This window comes from Pseudomonas sp. 31 R 17 (assembly GCF_900004915.1).
Taxonomy (GTDB): Bacteria; Pseudomonadota; Gammaproteobacteria; order Pseudomonadales; family Pseudomonadaceae; genus Aquipseudomonas; species Aquipseudomonas orientalis_A.
Genome location: NZ_CVTN01000061.1, coordinates 43513 through 59682, shown reverse-complemented (window position 1 = coordinate 59682; position 16170 = coordinate 43513). Strand labels below are relative to the sequence as shown.

Here is a 16170-nt window from a genome sequence, read left to right as displayed (position 1 = left end):
CTTTTGCGCTTTTCAAAAGTGAGCCGCTGTAAAAGCGGAACCCATAGCAGCCGTTACCGCAGAAACGGATATGTACTCGGTCTGATCCAGCATCTTGGTCGGCCCTATGGTCGCCATCGGGGGCAAGCCCCCTCCCACATTGATCTCCATCGTCCCAACTGGCTTTTTCCATCCGGAACAAGCTGTTACTGTACCGATCATAAAGCCCAAGCCGCCCGGATCGGATCTCTGACTTGAAGCGTCCCCTCCTTCTACTAATAAGTCTGGCCTTGAGCTTTGCGGCGAACGCGACGATTACCGAGAGCCACGGTTACGCGCAGTTCGGCACGCTCAAGTACCCGGCCAAATTCACCCATTATGATTGGGTAAACCCTGCAGCGCCCAAAGGCGGCACACTGCGGGTGATGGCCTTTGGCACGTTCGACACCCTCAACCCCTACACCTTCAAGGGCTCCAGCCCGGTTTCCACCCCCAACTTCCTGCAATACGGTGTCAACGAGTTCAACGAGCCGCTGATGGTCGGCACCGGCCAGTACGCGCCGTCCGGTGACGAGCCGACGTCCAGCTACGGCCTGATTGCCCAATCGGTGGAATACAGCGAAGACCGCAGCTGGGTGGTGTTCAACCTGCGCCACGAGGCGCGTTTTCACGACGGCACGCCAATTACCGCCGACGACGTGGCATTTTCCTATCGCACCCTGTTGACCGAAGGCCACCCGCAGTACCGTACCAACCTGCAGGAAGTGGCGCGGGTCGATGTGCTCAATCGCCATCGCATCCGCTTTGTATTCAAGCGCGCCGGCAACCCGCTGCTGATCCTGCGCCTGGGCGAGTTGCCCGTGCTGCCCCAGCATTACTGGAAACATCGCGACTTCAAGGCCACCACCTTCGAACCGCCGCTGGGCAGCGGGCCGTACCGCATCAGCAAGGTCACTCCTGGTCGCCAGTTGGTGTTCGAACGGGTCAAGGATTACTGGGGCAAGGACCTGCCGGTCAACCAGGGGTTGTATAACTACAACAAGGTCGAGGTGGAGTTCTACCGCGACAGCGACGTCGCCTTTGAAGCCTTCAAGGCGGGAGAATTCGACATTTATATCGAGCACCAGGCCAAGAACTGGACCACCGGCTACAACTTCCCGGCAGTGAATCGCGGTGAGGTCATCAAGGCGCAGATCGCCCACCGGATTCCCACCCAGAGCCAGGGCCTGTTCATCAACAGCCGGCGACCGGCCTTCAGCCAGACCAGGGTGCGCGAAGCCCTGGGGTTGATGTTCGACTTCGAGTGGACCAATCGCACCCTGTTCAGCAGCGCCTACAAACGCGCCTTGAGCTACTACCCCAACAGCGAGTTCTCGGCCACGGGCGTGCCGGTCGGGCACGAGTGGCTGATGCTTTCGCCGTACCGCGAGCAGTTGCCGGCCAACCTGTTTACCCAGGCCTTCAGCCTGCCGCAGACCGACGGTCGCGGCATCCCGCGTGAAACCCTGCGCCGTGCCCTGGCCCTGCTTGGCGAGGCCGGATGGAAGCTGTCCGGCCAACGCCTGCTGAACAAGGACGGGCAACCGCTGCGCCTGGAAATCCTGCTGGTCAATCCGAACTTGGAGCGCATCCTGCAGCCCTATGTCGAGAACCTGATCAGTATCGGCATCGACGCGCGCCTGCGCACCGTTGACCGCGCACAGTACAAGCAGCGCCTGGATCAGTTCGACTTCGACATGGTCCTGGTCACCCTCAACCAGACCCTCAGCCCGGGGCTGGAACAATGGCAGTATTTTCATTCCAGCCAGGCCACCATCAAGGGCAGCAAGAATTACGCGGGCATCGCCAACCCCGTGGTCGATCACCTGCTCGAACAACTGCTCGCGGCACAGACCCGCGAAGAACAACTGGCTGCCGGTCGCGCCCTGGACCGGGTGCTGCTCTGGCAGCACTACAGCATTCCCAACTGGTACATCAACTATCATCGCCTGGCGTACCGCAACCGGTTCGCCTTTGTCACCACGCCGCCCTACAGCCTGGGCTTGAGCGCGTGGTGGCTGAAAGCTTCGGAGAAAGCCCAATGATGTCCTTGCGCAGTACTGTATTGGCCGGCCTGTTGCTGTGCGGCGCGGCCCAGGCCGCCCCGCAACATGCGTTGACGCTCTATAACGAGCCCCCCAAGTACCCCGCCGACTTCAAGCATTTCGACTACGTAAACCCCGACGCCCCCAAAGGCGGCACCTTCCGCGAATCGGCCATGGGCGGCTTCGACAGTCTCAACCCGTATATCAGCAAGGGCGTGCCGGCGGACAATCTGCCGCTGATCTACGACACGCTGGCGATGCAGAGCCTGGACGAGCCCATTACCGAATACGGCCTGGTGGCCGGCAAGATCGAGAAGGCCCCCGACAACAGCTGGGTGCGCTTCTACCTGCGCCCTGAGGCACGCTTCCATGACGGCCATCCAATCCGCGCCGAGGACGTGGTGTTCACCTTCCAGACCCTGATCAAGGACGGCACCCCGCTCTACCGCACCTACTACGCCGACGTGGATGAAGTGGTTGCCGAAGACCCGCTGCGGGTGCTGTTCAAATTCAAGCGCACCAACAACCGCGAGCTGCCACTGATCCTCGGGCAATTGCCGGTGCTGCCCAAGCACTGGTGGGCCAACCGCGACTTTTCCAAAGGCAATCTGGAAATACCGCTGGGCAGTGGCCCGTACAAGGTGGCCGAGGTCAAGGCCGGGCGCATGATTCGCTACGAGCGGGTCAAGGACTACTGGGCCAGGGACCTGCCGGTGGCCAAGGGTTTCTATAATTTCGATAACCGCATCACTGATTATTACCGCGACAGCACGGTGTCCCTGGAAGCCCTGAAAGCCGGGCAGTTCGACTATTGGCTGGAGTTCAGCGCGAAAAACTGGGCCAACGCCTACAACATTCCGGCCGTGGCCCAGGGCCGCTTGATCAAGGAAGAAATCTCCAACGGCAACCCCACCGGCATGCAGGGTTTTGTGTTCAACACGCGCAAACCGATGTTCCAGGACGTGCGGGTACGCAAGGCCATCAGCCTGTTGCTGGATTTCGAATGGAGCAACAAACAGCTGTTCAACGGCGCCTACACGCGCACCCGCAGTTACTTCGAGAACTCGGAAATGGCCGCCACCGGTTTGCCCGGCCCGGATGAACTGGCCATTCTCGAACCGCTGCGCGATAAAATCCCCGCCGACGTCTTCACCCAGGCGTTCGAACCGCCCAAAACCGACGGCAGCGGCATGATCCGCGCGCAGCAGCGCCAGGCGTACCAGTTGCTGCAGGAAGCCGGCTGGAAGATCGTCGATGACAAGATGGTCGACACCACCGGCAAACCGGTGACCATCGAATTCCTGCTGGCCCAGACCGAGTTCGAGCGCATCCTGTTGCCGTTCAAGCGCAATCTGGCCGACCTGGGTATCGACCTGGTGATTCGCCGGGTCGACGTGTCGCAGTTCGTCAACCGCCTGCGCTCAAGGGACTTTGACATGCTGGTCGGCAGCTTTCCGCAATCCACTTCGCCGGGTAATGAGCAGCGTGAGTTCTGGAAATCGTCCAGCGCCGACAAACCGGGCAGCCGCAACTACATGGGGCTCAAGGACCCCGCCGTTGATCAGTTGGTCGAGCAACTGATCGACGCCGACTCGCGCAAAAGCCTGATTGCCCACGCCAGGGCACTGGACCGCGTGCTGCAGTTTGGCTACTACGTGATTCCCAACTGGCACATCAAGACGTTCCGTGTGGCGTATTGGGACCACCTCGGCCACCCAAAAGTCTCACCGCGCTATGACGTCGGCACCGCCACCTGGTGGGCCAAACCCGACGTCAAACCGGCGGTTCCCCTGGACACCACGCAAAGCGCCGAAGCGGCGAGCGGAGGCGATTGAATGCTGGCCTATATTGTTCGTCGCCTGTTGCTGATCATCCCCACGCTATTCGGGATCCTGCTGATCAACTTCGTCATCATCCAGGCCGCCCCGGGCGGCCCGGTGGAGCAGATGATCGCCAAGCTCGAAGGCTTTGACGGTGCCACCAGCCGCATTGCCGGTGGCGGCGCCGAGGTTTCGGTGGCCGGCTCCAGCAGCTACCGTGGCGCCCAGGGCCTGGACCCGGCGCTGATCAAGGAAATCGAGAAAATGTACGGGTTCGACAAGTCGGCGCCGGAACGCTTGTGGATCATGGTCAAGAACTACGCCCGGCTGGACTTCGGCGACAGCTTCTTCCGTGACGCCAAGGTCATCGACCTGATCAAGGAGAAGATGCCGGTGTCGATTTCCCTCGGGTTGTGGAGCACCCTGATCATGTACCTGGTGTCGATCCCCCTGGGCATCGCCAAGGCCACGCGTCACGGCAGTCACTTCGATGTGTGGACCAGTTCGGCAATCATCGTCGGCTATGCGATCCCGGCGTTCCTGTTCGCCATCCTGCTGATCGTGGTGTTTGCCGGCGGCAGTTACCTGGACTGGTTCCCCTTGCGCGGGCTCACGTCGAACAACTTCGACGAATTGAGCTGGGGCGGCAAAATTCTCGATTACTTCTGGCACCTGGCCCTGCCCGTGACCGCCCTGGTGATCGGCAACTTCGCCATCATGACCCTGCTGACCAAGAACAGCTTTCTCGACGAGATCAACAAACAGTACGTGGTCACCGCCAAGGCCAAGGGCCTGACCAACCACCGCGTGCTCTACGGCCATGTGTTTCGCAACGCGATGCTGCTGGTGATCGCCGGTTTCCCCTCGGCCTTTATCGGTATCTTCTTTACGGGCTCGTTGCTGGTGGAAGTGATCTTCTCCCTCGATGGCCTGGGCCTGATGAGCTTTGAGGCGGCGATCAACCGCGACTATCCGGTGGTGTTCGGTACGCTGTTTATCTTCACCCTGCTGGGGCTGATCGTGAAACTGATCGGCGACCTCACCTACACCCTGGTCGATCCGCGGATCGACTTCGCCAGCCGGGAGCATTGAGATGAACCTGTCCCCCCTCAATCGCCGCCGGTTCGAGCGGTTCAAGGCGAACAAGCGTGGCTGGTGGTCACTGTGGCTGTTCCTGATCCTGTTCGTGCTGAGCCTGGGCGCCGAATTGATTGCCAACGACAAGCCCCTGGCCGTGCACTTTGACGGCGACTGGTATTTCCCGGCGCTCAAGCGCTACCCGGAGACCACCTTCGGCGGCGAGTTCCCCCTGGAAGCCAACTACAAGAGCCCGTATATCCAGGAACTGCTCAAGGCCAAGGATGCCTGGACCTTGTGGGCACCGATCCCGTTCAGCTACCAGAGCATCAACTACGACCTGAAAGTGCCGGCCCCCGCGCCGCCGTCGAGCGTCAACCTGCTGGGCACCGATGACCAGGGCCGCGACGTCCTGGCGCGGGTCATCTACGGGTTTCGCGTATCGGTGCTGTTCGCGTTGACGCTGACCGTGCTCAGCTCGATCATCGGCGTGATCGCCGGCGCCCTGCAGGGTTTCTATGGCGGCTGGGTGGACCTCGCCGGGCAACGCTTCCTGGAGATCTGGTCCGGGTTGCCGGTGCTGTACCTGCTGATCATTCTCGCCAGCTTCGTGCAGCCCAACTTCTGGTGGCTGCTGGGCATCATGCTGTTGTTCTCCTGGATGAGCCTGGTGGACGTGGTGCGCGCCGAGTTCCTGCGCGGGCGCAACCTCGAATACGTGCGCGCGGCCCGCGCGCTGGGCATGCAGAACGGCGCGATCATGTTCCGCCATATCCTGCCCAATGCGATGGTCTCGACCATGACGTTCATGCCGTTCATCCTCACCGGCGCCATCGGCACCCTCACCGCCCTGGATTTCCTGGGTTTCGGCCTACCGGCCGGCTCACCGTCACTGGGCGAACTGGTGGCCCAGGGCAAATCCAACCTGCAGGCGCCGTGGCTGGGCATGAGCGCGTTCGCCGTGCTGGCGATCATGTTGAGCCTGCTGGTGTTTATCGGCGAGTCCGCTCGCGATGCCTTCGACCCGAGGAAATGAGATGAATCAGGACAATCTGATCGAAATCCGCGACCTCAGTGTCGAGTTCGTCACGGGCGAGCATCAGCATCGCGTGGTCAATCACGTCAGCTTCGATATCAAACGCGGCGAAACCCTGGCCCTGGTCGGCGAAAGCGGCTCGGGCAAATCGGTGACGGCGCATTCGATCCTGCGCCTCTTGCCCTACCCTCTGGCGCGGCATCCCTCCGGTACCATCAACTACGCCGGGCAAGACCTGCTGACGCTCAAGGAAAAGACCCTGCGGCACATTCGCGGCAACCGCATCGCGATGATCTTCCAGGAGCCGATGACCTCGTTGAACCCGCTGCACTGCATCGAGAAACAGATCAACGAAGTGCTCGGCCTGCACAAGGGCCTCACCGGCAAGGTTGCCACCCGGCGCACCCTGGAACTGCTGGAACTGGTGGGTATTCCCGAACCGCACAAACGCCTCAAGGCGCTGCCCCACGAACTCTCCGGAGGCCAGCGCCAGCGCGTGATGATCGCCATGGCCCTGGCCAACGAGCCGGAACTGCTGATTGCCGATGAGCCGACCACGGCCCTCGACGTGACGGTGCAATTGAAAATCCTGGAACTGCTCAAGGAACTGCAGGCGCGCCTGGGCATGGCGTTGCTGCTGATCAGCCACGACCTGAACCTGGTGCGCCGGATCGCTCACCGTGTGTGCGTGATGCAACAGGGCTGCATCGTCGAACAGGCCGACCGCGAGACGCTGTTCCAGGCGCCGCAACACCCTTACACCCAGGAATTGCTGGCGGCCGAGCCCAGCGGCGGGCCGGCCGGCAATGCCGTGGGGCCAACGCTGCTGGAAGTGGACGACCTGAAAGTCTGGTTCCCGATCAAAAAAGGCTTTTTGCGCAACACCGTCGATTACGTCAAGGCCGTGGACGGCATCAACTTCAGCCTGCCCCAGGGGCAGACCCTGGGCATCGTCGGCGAAAGCGGCTCGGGCAAATCCACCCTGGGCCTGGCGATCCTGCGCTTGATTGGCAGCCAGGGCGGGATTCGCTTCGAAGGCCAGCAGCTTGATCGGCTCACCCAGCAACAGGTACGCCCGCTGCGCCGGGAAATGCAGGTGGTGTTCCAGGACCCCTTCGGTAGCCTGAGCCCACGCATGTGCGTCAGCGAGATCGTCGGCGAAGGGTTGCGCATTCACAAGATGGGCACGCCGGCCGAGCAGGAAGCCGCGATCATCGCCGCGCTCAAGGAGGTCGGCCTGGACCCGCAATCGCGGCATCGCTACCCCCATGAGTTTTCCGGTGGCCAGCGCCAGCGCATCGCCATCGCCCGCGCCCTGGTGCTCAAGCCGCGCCTGATCCTGCTGGACGAACCGACGTCGGCGCTGGACCGTACGGTGCAACGCCAGGTGGTGGAACTGCTGCGCAGCTTGCAGGCCAAGTACAACCTGACGTACCTGTTCATCAGCCATGACCTGGCGGTGGTCAAGGCGCTGAGTCATCAGTTGATGGTGGTCAAGCAGGGCCAGGTGGTGGAGCAAGGGGACGCCGCGACGATTTTCGCCAACCCGCAACATGCCTATACTCGGCAATTGCTGGAAGCGGCCTTTCTGGTGCCCGCATAACAGGCAGGAGCCATCGCCATGTCGTTGAACAGCCCCGCTCACCCTGCGCACTCGCCGCGTTTCTGGCGCGACGAGCGTCTGCCGTTCATCGAGGCGCGCACCATTGCCGATGGGCGCAAGGTCACCTACACCCGCCACGCCCATGAGCATTTTTCCATTGGCGCTATCACCGCCGGGCGCAGCTATTACCACTATGGCGAACAGACCTTCGTGATCAGCGCCGGCACCGTGGTGTTGATGAACCCCGGCGACGTGCATGCGTGCAATCCCATCGAAAACGAGCATTGGTCCTACCATATGCTCTACCTCGACACGCCCTGGCTGACCGACCTGCAGCATCAGTTGGGGTTCAGCACCGACCAGGGTTACCGTGCGTTCAACACGCCCCATACGCGGGACACAGCGTTGTACAACGGCTTGTTGGCGCTGTACCGGCTGTTGGTGGATGAACGGGCCGAACTGCTGCACAAGCAGAGCGCGCTGGTGGGCTACTTCAGCGAAGTGCAGCAACGCCTGAACCCTTCCCTCACCCCCATGCGCGAGGTCAATCACAAGCTGGAGCGGGCCGCCGACTACATCCGTGAACACTGTACCGAGGCCTTGAAGCTCGAGGACATTTGCCTCGCGGCCGAGCTGTCGCCGTCCTACCTTATCCGCGCCTTCAAGCACTATTACGGGCTGACGCCCCATGCGTTCCTGGTCAACCACCGCATCCAGTTCGCCCGCACTCAACTGCGCAATGGCGCGCTGATCGCCGACGTCGCCCTGGCGGCGGGTTTTGCCGACCAGGCGCATTTCCAGCGTGCGTTCAAACAGCATTTCGCCGCCACGCCCGGGCAATACCGCGAAACGCTCAAGCCATCAGCAAATAACCCACACTGGCCACCAGCAACGCGGCCATGGAGCGGTTGAAGACTCTGACCCCCTTGGGATTGTGCAGGTAGCGCCGCAGAAAGGTTCCGGCGTAGGCCCAGCACGCCACCGACAGGTAGCAGATCACCAGGTAGAGACTGGCAAACAGCCAGACTTGCCTGGCCTCGCCGTCCGCCGCAAACAGCCCCATCCCCGCCACACAGGCCAGCCAGGCTTTGGGGTTGAGCCACTGCATGATCGCGCCATACAGCATCGATGGCGCAGTGGCGGCGCCATCGGCGTGCAACTGCCCATCATCCACGGCGAGCTTCCAGGCCATGTACAACAAGAATGCCACCCCGCCCCACTGGATCAGTTGGGTCAGGATCGGCCAGCGCAGCAGCACTTCGTGCAAGCCCAGGCCGATCAACACCAGCAGCAATGTAAAACCGACAGCCGCGCCAAGCACGTGCTTTTGGCTGGCGGCGAACCCAAAGCGCGCGCCGGCACTCAAGGCGACCACATTGACCGGTCCCGGCGTGATGGACGTGGCCAGGGCGAAGGCGGCCATGGAAAGAGTCAAGCTCATTGCAGTTCCTTTTCGTGATGCCAGACAGGGATGGCATTACGGTAAAGGCTGGAATGGCTGAGGTATTGAACAAAATGCCCCTCGGACAGCGCTAGACATTCGGAATCAGCGCTGCGCCGGAATCCGAATATCACCATCCCGGCACTGGCTTTTCACGCTGCGCGGGCAGCCGGCGAAGGCCAGGTCCTTGGTCAGGCATACGCGCACCTCAGACAACACCTTGCCTTTGCAGATGACGGCCATGCCGTGGTTGCCCATGCGCGGGTTGCTGTCGCGAAACAGTGCCTCGATCTCGCCGGACGACAATGACGGTGGCGTGTTGAACGGCTGCAGTTGTTGCGGAATGACCACCGCGCCCAACGCCGTGTCGGACTTTTCCAAATACTCCATCGGCTCAAGCCCGCTGCAGGTCCCATGTTTGGCCCATTCGTGCTTGAGCAACGCACGCGAAGGGAACAGCGTGGCGCCTTTTTCCAGCGCTTCATCGCTCAACCGCGATTGCGTCGCGCAGGACGCCGGCCACCCGCCTTTGGCATATTGCGGCCACAGCCCATGCAGTACAAAGCCGTAGCCCTTGCCCGAACATTGCTCATTGTTCGGGTGCGTCAGGCAAAACGTCGGCGACCATGACAGCGACAACACATAAAAATCAAATTCCCCCGCCTGCCCTTGACTGCGTGGCTCCGCCGTCACGCCAGTCACGATCAACAGCCACACCAGCATCCAGTATTTCATCGCGATATCCTTCCAAAAAATGAAGCATCACGCTATCGCGCTGACTAAGGGTGTTGGGAGTAACGTTGCAGCACCTTGTCCAGGATGCGATCGGTCTTCAACGCCTCGATCGCCAGCGAAGGATGTTTGGCATCGCCACGGATATGGGCATTCATCGCCAGTACGTGGTGCCATTGGATATGCGCATGGCACGGCACCTCCAGCACCTCGTCGGTCTCCCCTTCGAGGCGCAGCGGCTGGTCTTCGAATACCGCAAACGTGATGCGTCCACGGCTGCCGATCAGCTCGACCCGGTCTTCGCGGCGGTCAGCGACAAAGTTCCAGCAGCCCATGCCCAATGCGCCATTGGCGAAGGTCCAGCAGGCCGTCACTGCGTCCTCCGCCGCATAGCGTCCGGCCTGCCGCGCGGTAAAGCCCGAGACCTCGACGATATCGCCCGCCAGGTACTGGAACAGGTCAAAGCCATGGCTGGCCAGGTCGGCAAAGTAACCACCGCCGGCAATCGCAGGATCCGTGCGCCAGTTGGCCGGGTGGGTGTCTGCCGGGGCTGCGGGCTTGCACAGGGTCCAGGTCAGGTGGCGCAACTCGCCGATACGGCCTTCCTGCAACCAGGTGCGCACCTGCTGGAAACGCGGCAATGAGCGCCGATAGTAGGAGACGAACAGATGCAGCCCGGCGCGCTCGAAGGTGCGTTGCATCAACGCACTCTGCTCGGCGTTCAACGCCATGGGCTTTTCGACGCAGCAATGCTTGCCCGCCGCCGCCACCATCAAGCTGTATTCAAGGTGGCTGTCGGGTGGCGTGGCGATGTACACCGCGTCCACCTCGGGGTCGTCGATCAGGGCTTGGGCATCGGTGTAGAAGCGGGCAATGCCATGGCGTGTCGCATAATCGCGCACGGCTTCCTCACGGCGTCCCATCACGGCGACCAGGGCCGAGCCTGGCGCTTTGTAGAAAGCCGGTCCACTCTTCAATTCGGTCACACTGCCACAGCCGATCATGCCCCAACGTACGGTGCTCATCTGCTCTCCTCGTTCGTTCAAATCAGTCGGGCAGTATCCACATACACGGCCCGACGCGCCATAACCACTTAGCATGACAATTGCATTACACTTTTATGACAAATATCCCGTAGCAGGTATAAACGATGAAAATACGGGCCACCGTCATCTGCGAACACGAAGGGCACATCCTCTTTGTACGCAAGGCCAGATCGAAATGGGCATTGCCGGGCGGCAAGGTAGAGCGTGGTGAACGCCCGGTGGGCGCGGCGCAACGCGAGCTGGAAGAAGAGACGGGGTTGAACGTGGACGGCTTGCTGTACTTGCAGGAGCTCAAGGCCCGCGACACCCTGCATCATGTGTTTGAAGCTTCGGTAGTGAATATCGACGAGGCACGGCCGTGCAACGAGATCGTCGAATGCCAGTGGTACGCCTACGGTACCCTCGACGAATTGGACACTACCGACGCCACCCGACACATCGTCAAGTCCTTTCTGCGCCGCCTCTGATACGGCGCTCTGCCGGGCGAGTTGTGTCGGCACTGGGGTGCGAAGATCAAATTCCAGGCAAAAAAAATCCCAAGTAGCTGATGGAAACTTGGGATTTAAAAATGCATAAACCGTGGGAGGTGAACGCCCGGCTATAGTAGCGACTGCAAAATCGGCTCACAAGATTATTTTATTCCTTTCGTCGGATTAAACCGTTGTAAGTCATTCAATAACCACATGTTTTTTAAGGTGAGAGGCCTGCCTGTGCCACTTTTTGGTGCAAGTCAGCGAACGATACCGAACTTAATCCATTGTATAAATAAGGTTATTACTTATTCCACTTTTACGCGGTTCAAAAACTCTATGTTCACTTGCTCGCATGCCTTGCCAAGTTCGAAATGGGTTGAGGCGTTCGCACCGGCGACCCGCTTCAAACGAACGCACAAGGCCAACTGCTCGGCGGCGGCTTCACGCTGGCGGTCCGCCTCGGCATTGAGTTGTACAAAATAGAAACCCAGCAGCGCCGCAACCCCCAGCACGCCCACCACGAAGTTGCGCAAGCTGTTGGCTGACTGGGAGACCGAAGCGCTCATAAGTCAGCGCGCCCTGCGCTTTTCGTAACGGACGTCGTCACCGTCTGCAACGCCAGCGTTCAGCCAACCCAGGCGCTGATAGAACCCGTTGGCGCGGATCTCATCGCGGCCATCGGTGATGAGGTACAGGCGGTCGTGATGTTCGAACAATGCCGCCTCGGCTTCGGCCATCAACTGCCGGCCCAGCCCCAGGTTCTCGTGCGTGGGCAACACGAACATCGCGAACACCTCGCCAGCCTCCAGATCGACCATGGAAAAGGCCGCCGCCTGGCCGTCCACTTCCGCGACCCAGGCGCACGGGGCGGTGCGCAGGGTGTCGGTCAGTGCCTGCGGTGTGATCCCCAGGTCAGCCATCTGTTCGACACTCAGGTGGTTTTGCACCACAGACGTACGGATTGTAATGAGCGTGTCGACGTCATCGACGGTCGCCGCTCGAATAAGCACATGCATACACGCCTCCCGATCAAGGAGGTGATTGTATGCAAATACTTACACGGCATTTGTCGTGGATTTGTAAACCGCTGCGCAGGAACCTGCGACAGGCGCTTATTTGCGCGCCACTTTATAGCGCAGGCAATCCTGGTAGAAACTCTGGCGAATCGCCTCGGGCTTGAGCCGTGAGCGGCTGTCATAGGTCTGCTCGGTAATGCCCATGGCCATCATGCGCATCCACGATTTATTGAACTTGAGGGTCTGGATCTTTTGCCGCGCGGCGTACAGCGACACCCCCGAGAGCTTCAATTCCTGGGCCCTGGCGGCCGTGCCCGCGCCCCAGCTGCACATATATTTGTCGCCCTCGCGCAACTCTCGTGCCTGCACGGCTGCCGCGCCGCCGGCCAGTGAACAAGCAACCAGCATGATTCCCACAGAGCGCATTGGCTTCCTCACCTAACCACCTGAAAATAAAAGTGATTCTGGCGAGAATTTTGTTACAGAGGGGCCATCAGATTGCCTTATCTCAGGCCCATGCCACGACCAACAGGCCAGCGCCCAAGACCAGGCACAGCGGTGAATAAAAGTAGGTGTCCAACCTGGCGAATCTTGAGCCCACCACCTTCTTGAAAAAACCCACCAGCTCCGAATCGCCGATCGCCCTGGCAAACATCACCACGGCAATCGCACTGATCCCCCATTGTAGCGCCCCATGGGACACGGGCGAAAAATAAAGTCCGGCGCGCAGACAGACCAGCAGCGCAATCGCCACCAATCCCATTGCCACCAGGAATGTACCCAGCGTCGAGGGCTTGAAAGCCGGCCTTGGCCCGCCGGCGAATTCGCCGGGTAATTGCGGTATGGCGGCCAGGCTGCCGAATTTTCCGCCGGCGGCCCAGTACAAATGCACCATGCTGATGCAGGTGAAAATCCCGACGATCCAGCGCGCAACGACGAAGCTCATGGCGGGCGTCCCCAGAAATGGTGGGCATGAGCATAGACGCCCTGATATTTTTTGCAGGTATTTCGTCGGTAGCTGATGGTAAAGTGCCGCCCCATGAACCTTGCCCGAACCGACCGCTCGCTCATTGCCTGGATGCTGTATGGCTGCGTCCTGTTCAATGTGTTCGCCTGCAGCATCGGGCACGGGCAAATGGTCGGGATGCAGCTCAACGGCATCAGCGGTCAGTTCTGTACGGTCGACCCGCGCACCCAGGCGCCCGTGCAATCAGACTCTACCGATGAGAGCCTGCCAACACTGTCCAAGGCGTTCGGCTGCCCCCTGTGCTCCACCGGCGGCATGGGCCCCGCGCTCAGCAGTCACCTGAATGTAGCCGTGTTGCCACAGCCGCACGCCCCGCCTGCGGCCGTGGTACTTGCCGCCGACATCCCCGCCCGTCTCACCTGGCCCACGGCCCACCCGCGCGCGCCGCCCGCCTTCGCCTGATCCCTGCGCTGTCCCTCTGCACTGCCCCTGTTTCCATGCGGAAACACGCGCGGTCGTGCGTTGTTTTCACGCCAAGTTTTCAGGATTCAACCATGAAACATTTACCCTTGCTGGCGGGCCTGTGCGGCTGCCTGCCTGTTTGCGCCCCAGCCCTTGAGCTGGCCCCGACCACCATCGAAGGCGAGCAAACCGTCGATCCCGGCCTGGCCCTGGATCAACCCAGCGGCATGGCGTCGCGGCTGGGATTGAGCATGCGCGAAACCCCGGCGTCGGTGGCCATTGCCACGCGCAACGACATCGAGCGCCATGGCGCCAAGACCTTTCGCGATGCGGCCAATACCCTGCCCGGCGTCAACGCCAGCGCGCCACCGGGCTTTGGCGGGTTCGTCTCATACCGCGGGTTCACCAGCAGCCAGATCACCCAGATGTTCAACGGTATCAACGTCGCCACCGGCCTCGCGCGGCCGGTGGATGCGTGGATCTACGACCGTGTCGAACTGGTCGGCGGTCCCTCCTCCCTGATCAATGGCGCAGGCTCCGTAGGCGGTTCGCTGAACTACGTGACCAGGCTGGCCAGCCGTGAGGAACACGCCGTCGAAGGTCAGTTGACCTATGGCAGCCATGACACCGCAGGCCTGGCGTTGGGCCTGAACCATGCGCTCACCGAGCCCGGCGCCGAGGTGCAGCATTACGCACGCCTGGATGTGAGCCGCAACACCCAGCACAGCTACATCGACCGCGACCAGCGCGAGGCCTGGAGCGTGGCGTTTTCCCTGCTCAGCGACCTGACCCCGGACCTGTCCCACACCCTGGCGCTGGAATATCAGGACGAGCACGAAGACAGCCCCTACTGGGGCACTCCCGTGCTCAACCCCAAGGCCGGCGAGCTGAAGATCGACCGGCACAACCGCTTCAACAACTACAACGTCGCGGACGGTCGCTATGAGCAGCGCACACGCTGGGCACGCTCGATCATTGACTACCGGATCAACGACAGCACCACCCTGAAAAACACCCTCTACCACCTCGACAGCCAGCGCGATTACCGCAACCTGGAAACCTACCAGTACAACGCCGACAACAGCGCGGTGAACCGCTCCACCGCCTATCAGGTGCGGCATCAGGGTGAGCAGAACGGCAACCAGTTCGAGCTGCGCCATGAGGACACCGTCTTCGGCCTGGCCACCAGCTGGTCCGCAGGCTTCGAATACAAGGTCAACAGCACCACCAACAGCCCGCTGAACGTGCCGGGCAACAGCACCGTCGAGCCGAACGGCTATCAGCCCGGCTACTTCTACGACATACCGGGCACCCGACCCGGTTTCGTCAAAGACAAGACCAGTGCAGTGACTACAAAAGCGCTGTTCGTGGAAAACCGCCTGGGTTTGACCGACACGTTGTCGCTGCTCACCGGCCTGCGCTACGACGCCATCGACCTGGACGTGACCAACCACAGAACGGTGACAGCCGCCAACCCCAGGCACCTCCAGCGCAGCTGGGAACCGGTGACCGGGCGCGTGGGTTTGACCTACCAGTTCATGCCCTCCGCCAACGTCTACGTGCAATACAGCACCGCCGCCGAACAGCCGAGCACCACGACTCAGGTGTTCGACGTATCGACCGGCAAGCAATGGGAAATAGGCAGCAAGTTCGACTACCTCGAGGGTCGCGGCGCCGCCACGCTTGCCGTCTACAGGATCGAGCGCAAGGACTTTGCGGTAACCGACCCACTGGACCCCACCCGCAGCATTCCCGTGGGTGCGCAGTCATCCAGGGGCATCGAACTGGCCAGTTCGCTGCGCATCACCCCCCGACTGCTGGCTGAAGGCAACGTCGCCTGGGTCGACGCGCAATACGACGACTTCAACGAGAAAACCGCCAGCGGCTCCGTGGTGTCGCGTCAAGGCAATACACCGACCAACGTGCCCAAGCGCGTGGGCAATCTATGGCTGACCTATGATTTTTCAGAAAATTGGCGAGGCGGCGTCGACGCGCGCCATGTCGCCCAGGTGTATGCCGACAATGCCAACACCCAGACGGTCCCGGCCTACACGCTGTTCGGCAGTTTTCTGCGCTATAAAGTGGACACACACACCTCGATAACCGGCCGGGTGCGCAACCTGACCAATGAGGTGTATGCCGAATTCGCCCACGTATCACCGGCGTATTACCTCGGCTCACCGCGAACGTTCGAGGTGGCTGTACAAACCCGATTCTAAAGCTCAAATGCAAGCAATGTGAGAGGGGGCTTGCCCCCGATTGCAGTGTGTCAGCTTGCACATTAGTGTCTGGCTGACTGCTATCGGAGCATAGGTATCTGCACAACTTTCCAGACCGTAACAGCCAACGGTAACCACGATGCGAAGCGAGTCGCTCTTGATCTGCTTTTGATCTCAGGCGCCCCGTTAAACCACGCTGGCCGAACGCAGGCTTG

At 61.1% G+C, this 16170-nt stretch carries 16 protein-coding genes; 9 read left to right on the top strand and 7 right to left on the bottom strand.

What is annotated here, in order from left to right; translation table 11 throughout:
• Positions 1-233 precede the first annotated feature (233 nt).
• From BFP89_RS09545 to BFP89_RS09520, 6 genes are read left to right on the top strand one after another with little or no spacing between them, the layout of a single operon-like run.
• A complete protein-coding gene (locus tag BFP89_RS09545) occupies positions 234-2063 on the top strand; it encodes an extracellular solute-binding protein (RefSeq protein WP_065885246.1) in 1830 nt (609 codons plus the stop codon).
• The gene (locus BFP89_RS09540) at positions 2060-3898 is read left to right on the top strand and encodes an extracellular solute-binding protein (RefSeq protein ID WP_065885245.1); all 1839 of its coding nucleotides are present in this window, start codon (positions 2060-2062) and stop codon (positions 3896-3898) included. Before BFP89_RS09545 ends, BFP89_RS09540 begins: the two co-directional genes overlap by 4 nt.
• Entirely contained in the window at positions 3899-4975 is a 1077-nt protein-coding gene (locus BFP89_RS09535; RefSeq protein WP_065885244.1) for a microcin C ABC transporter permease YejB, read from the top strand. It begins immediately after the preceding gene.
• A 1-nt stretch (position 4976) separates the two neighbouring features.
• Positions 4977-5996: an ABC transporter permease gene (locus tag BFP89_RS09530; RefSeq protein WP_017738565.1), complete on the top strand. Its 1020-nt coding sequence runs from the start codon at positions 4977-4979 to the stop codon at positions 5994-5996.
• 1 nt (position 5997) lies between these two features.
• Positions 5998-7599, top strand: a complete 1602-nt coding sequence (locus tag BFP89_RS09525; protein WP_065885243.1) for an ABC transporter ATP-binding protein — start codon at positions 5998-6000, stop codon at positions 7597-7599.
• An 18-nt stretch (positions 7600-7617) separates the two neighbouring features.
• Positions 7618-8511 carry an AraC family transcriptional regulator gene (locus BFP89_RS09520; protein ID WP_065885242.1) on the top strand — a complete coding sequence of 298 codons (894 nt, stop codon included), beginning with the start codon at positions 7618-7620 and terminating at the stop codon, positions 8509-8511.
• Here BFP89_RS09520 and BFP89_RS09515 read toward each other — a convergent pair.
• The 3 genes from BFP89_RS09515 to BFP89_RS09505 all read right to left on the bottom strand — a co-directional run bounded on the left by BFP89_RS09515 (position 8453) and on the right by BFP89_RS09505 (position 10797).
• Positions 8453-9040: a LysE family translocator gene (locus BFP89_RS09515; protein ID WP_065885241.1), complete on the bottom strand. Its 588-nt coding sequence runs from the start codon at positions 9038-9040 to the stop codon at positions 8453-8455. The genes BFP89_RS09520 and BFP89_RS09515 overlap by 59 nt on opposite strands.
• 105 nt (positions 9041-9145) lie before the next feature.
• Positions 9146-9775, bottom strand: coding sequence for a ribonuclease T2 family protein (locus BFP89_RS09510; RefSeq protein WP_065885240.1), 630 nt, complete (start codon positions 9773-9775; stop codon positions 9146-9148).
• Positions 9776-9819: 44 nt separating this feature from the next.
• On the bottom strand, positions 9820-10797 hold the full coding sequence (locus tag BFP89_RS09505) for a Gfo/Idh/MocA family protein (RefSeq protein WP_065885239.1): 978 nt from the start codon (positions 10795-10797) through the stop codon (positions 9820-9822).
• 125 nt (positions 10798-10922) lie between these two features.
• Between BFP89_RS09505 and BFP89_RS09500 the strand changes: the two genes are divergently transcribed.
• Complete coding sequence (locus BFP89_RS09500) at positions 10923-11285, top strand: NUDIX hydrolase (protein ID WP_065885238.1); 363 nt, start codon at positions 10923-10925, stop codon at positions 11283-11285.
• 311 nt (positions 11286-11596) lie between these two features.
• Here BFP89_RS09500 and BFP89_RS09495 read toward each other — a convergent pair whose 3' ends face one another.
• From BFP89_RS09495 to BFP89_RS09480, 4 genes are all read right to left on the bottom strand, one after another.
• Positions 11597-11857: a hypothetical protein gene (locus tag BFP89_RS09495; protein ID WP_065885237.1), complete on the bottom strand. Its 261-nt coding sequence runs from the start codon at positions 11855-11857 to the stop codon at positions 11597-11599.
• A gap of 3 nt (positions 11858-11860) precedes the next feature.
• Entirely contained in the window at positions 11861-12307 is a 447-nt protein-coding gene (locus BFP89_RS09490; RefSeq protein ID WP_065885236.1) for a GNAT family N-acetyltransferase, read from the bottom strand.
• A gap of 96 nt (positions 12308-12403) precedes the next feature.
• Positions 12404-12733 carry a hypothetical protein gene (locus BFP89_RS09485; RefSeq protein WP_065885235.1) on the bottom strand — a complete coding sequence of 110 codons (330 nt, stop codon included), beginning with the start codon at positions 12731-12733 and terminating at the stop codon, positions 12404-12406.
• A gap of 82 nt (positions 12734-12815) precedes the next feature.
• Positions 12816-13253, bottom strand: coding sequence for a DUF3995 domain-containing protein (locus BFP89_RS09480; RefSeq protein WP_065885234.1), 438 nt, complete (start codon positions 13251-13253; stop codon positions 12816-12818).
• A gap of 93 nt (positions 13254-13346) precedes the next feature.
• Here BFP89_RS09480 and BFP89_RS09475 point away from each other — a divergent pair, with 93 nt between their 5' ends.
• Both BFP89_RS09475 and BFP89_RS09470 read left to right on the top strand, forming a co-directional pair.
• The gene (locus BFP89_RS09475) at positions 13347-13736 is read left to right on the top strand and encodes a DUF2946 domain-containing protein (RefSeq protein WP_065885233.1); all 390 of its coding nucleotides are present in this window, start codon (positions 13347-13349) and stop codon (positions 13734-13736) included.
• Between the two features lie 92 nt (positions 13737-13828).
• On the top strand, positions 13829-15955 hold the full coding sequence (locus tag BFP89_RS09470) for a TonB-dependent receptor (RefSeq protein WP_065885232.1): 2127 nt from the start codon (positions 13829-13831) through the stop codon (positions 15953-15955).
• Positions 15956-16170 lie beyond the last annotated feature (215 nt).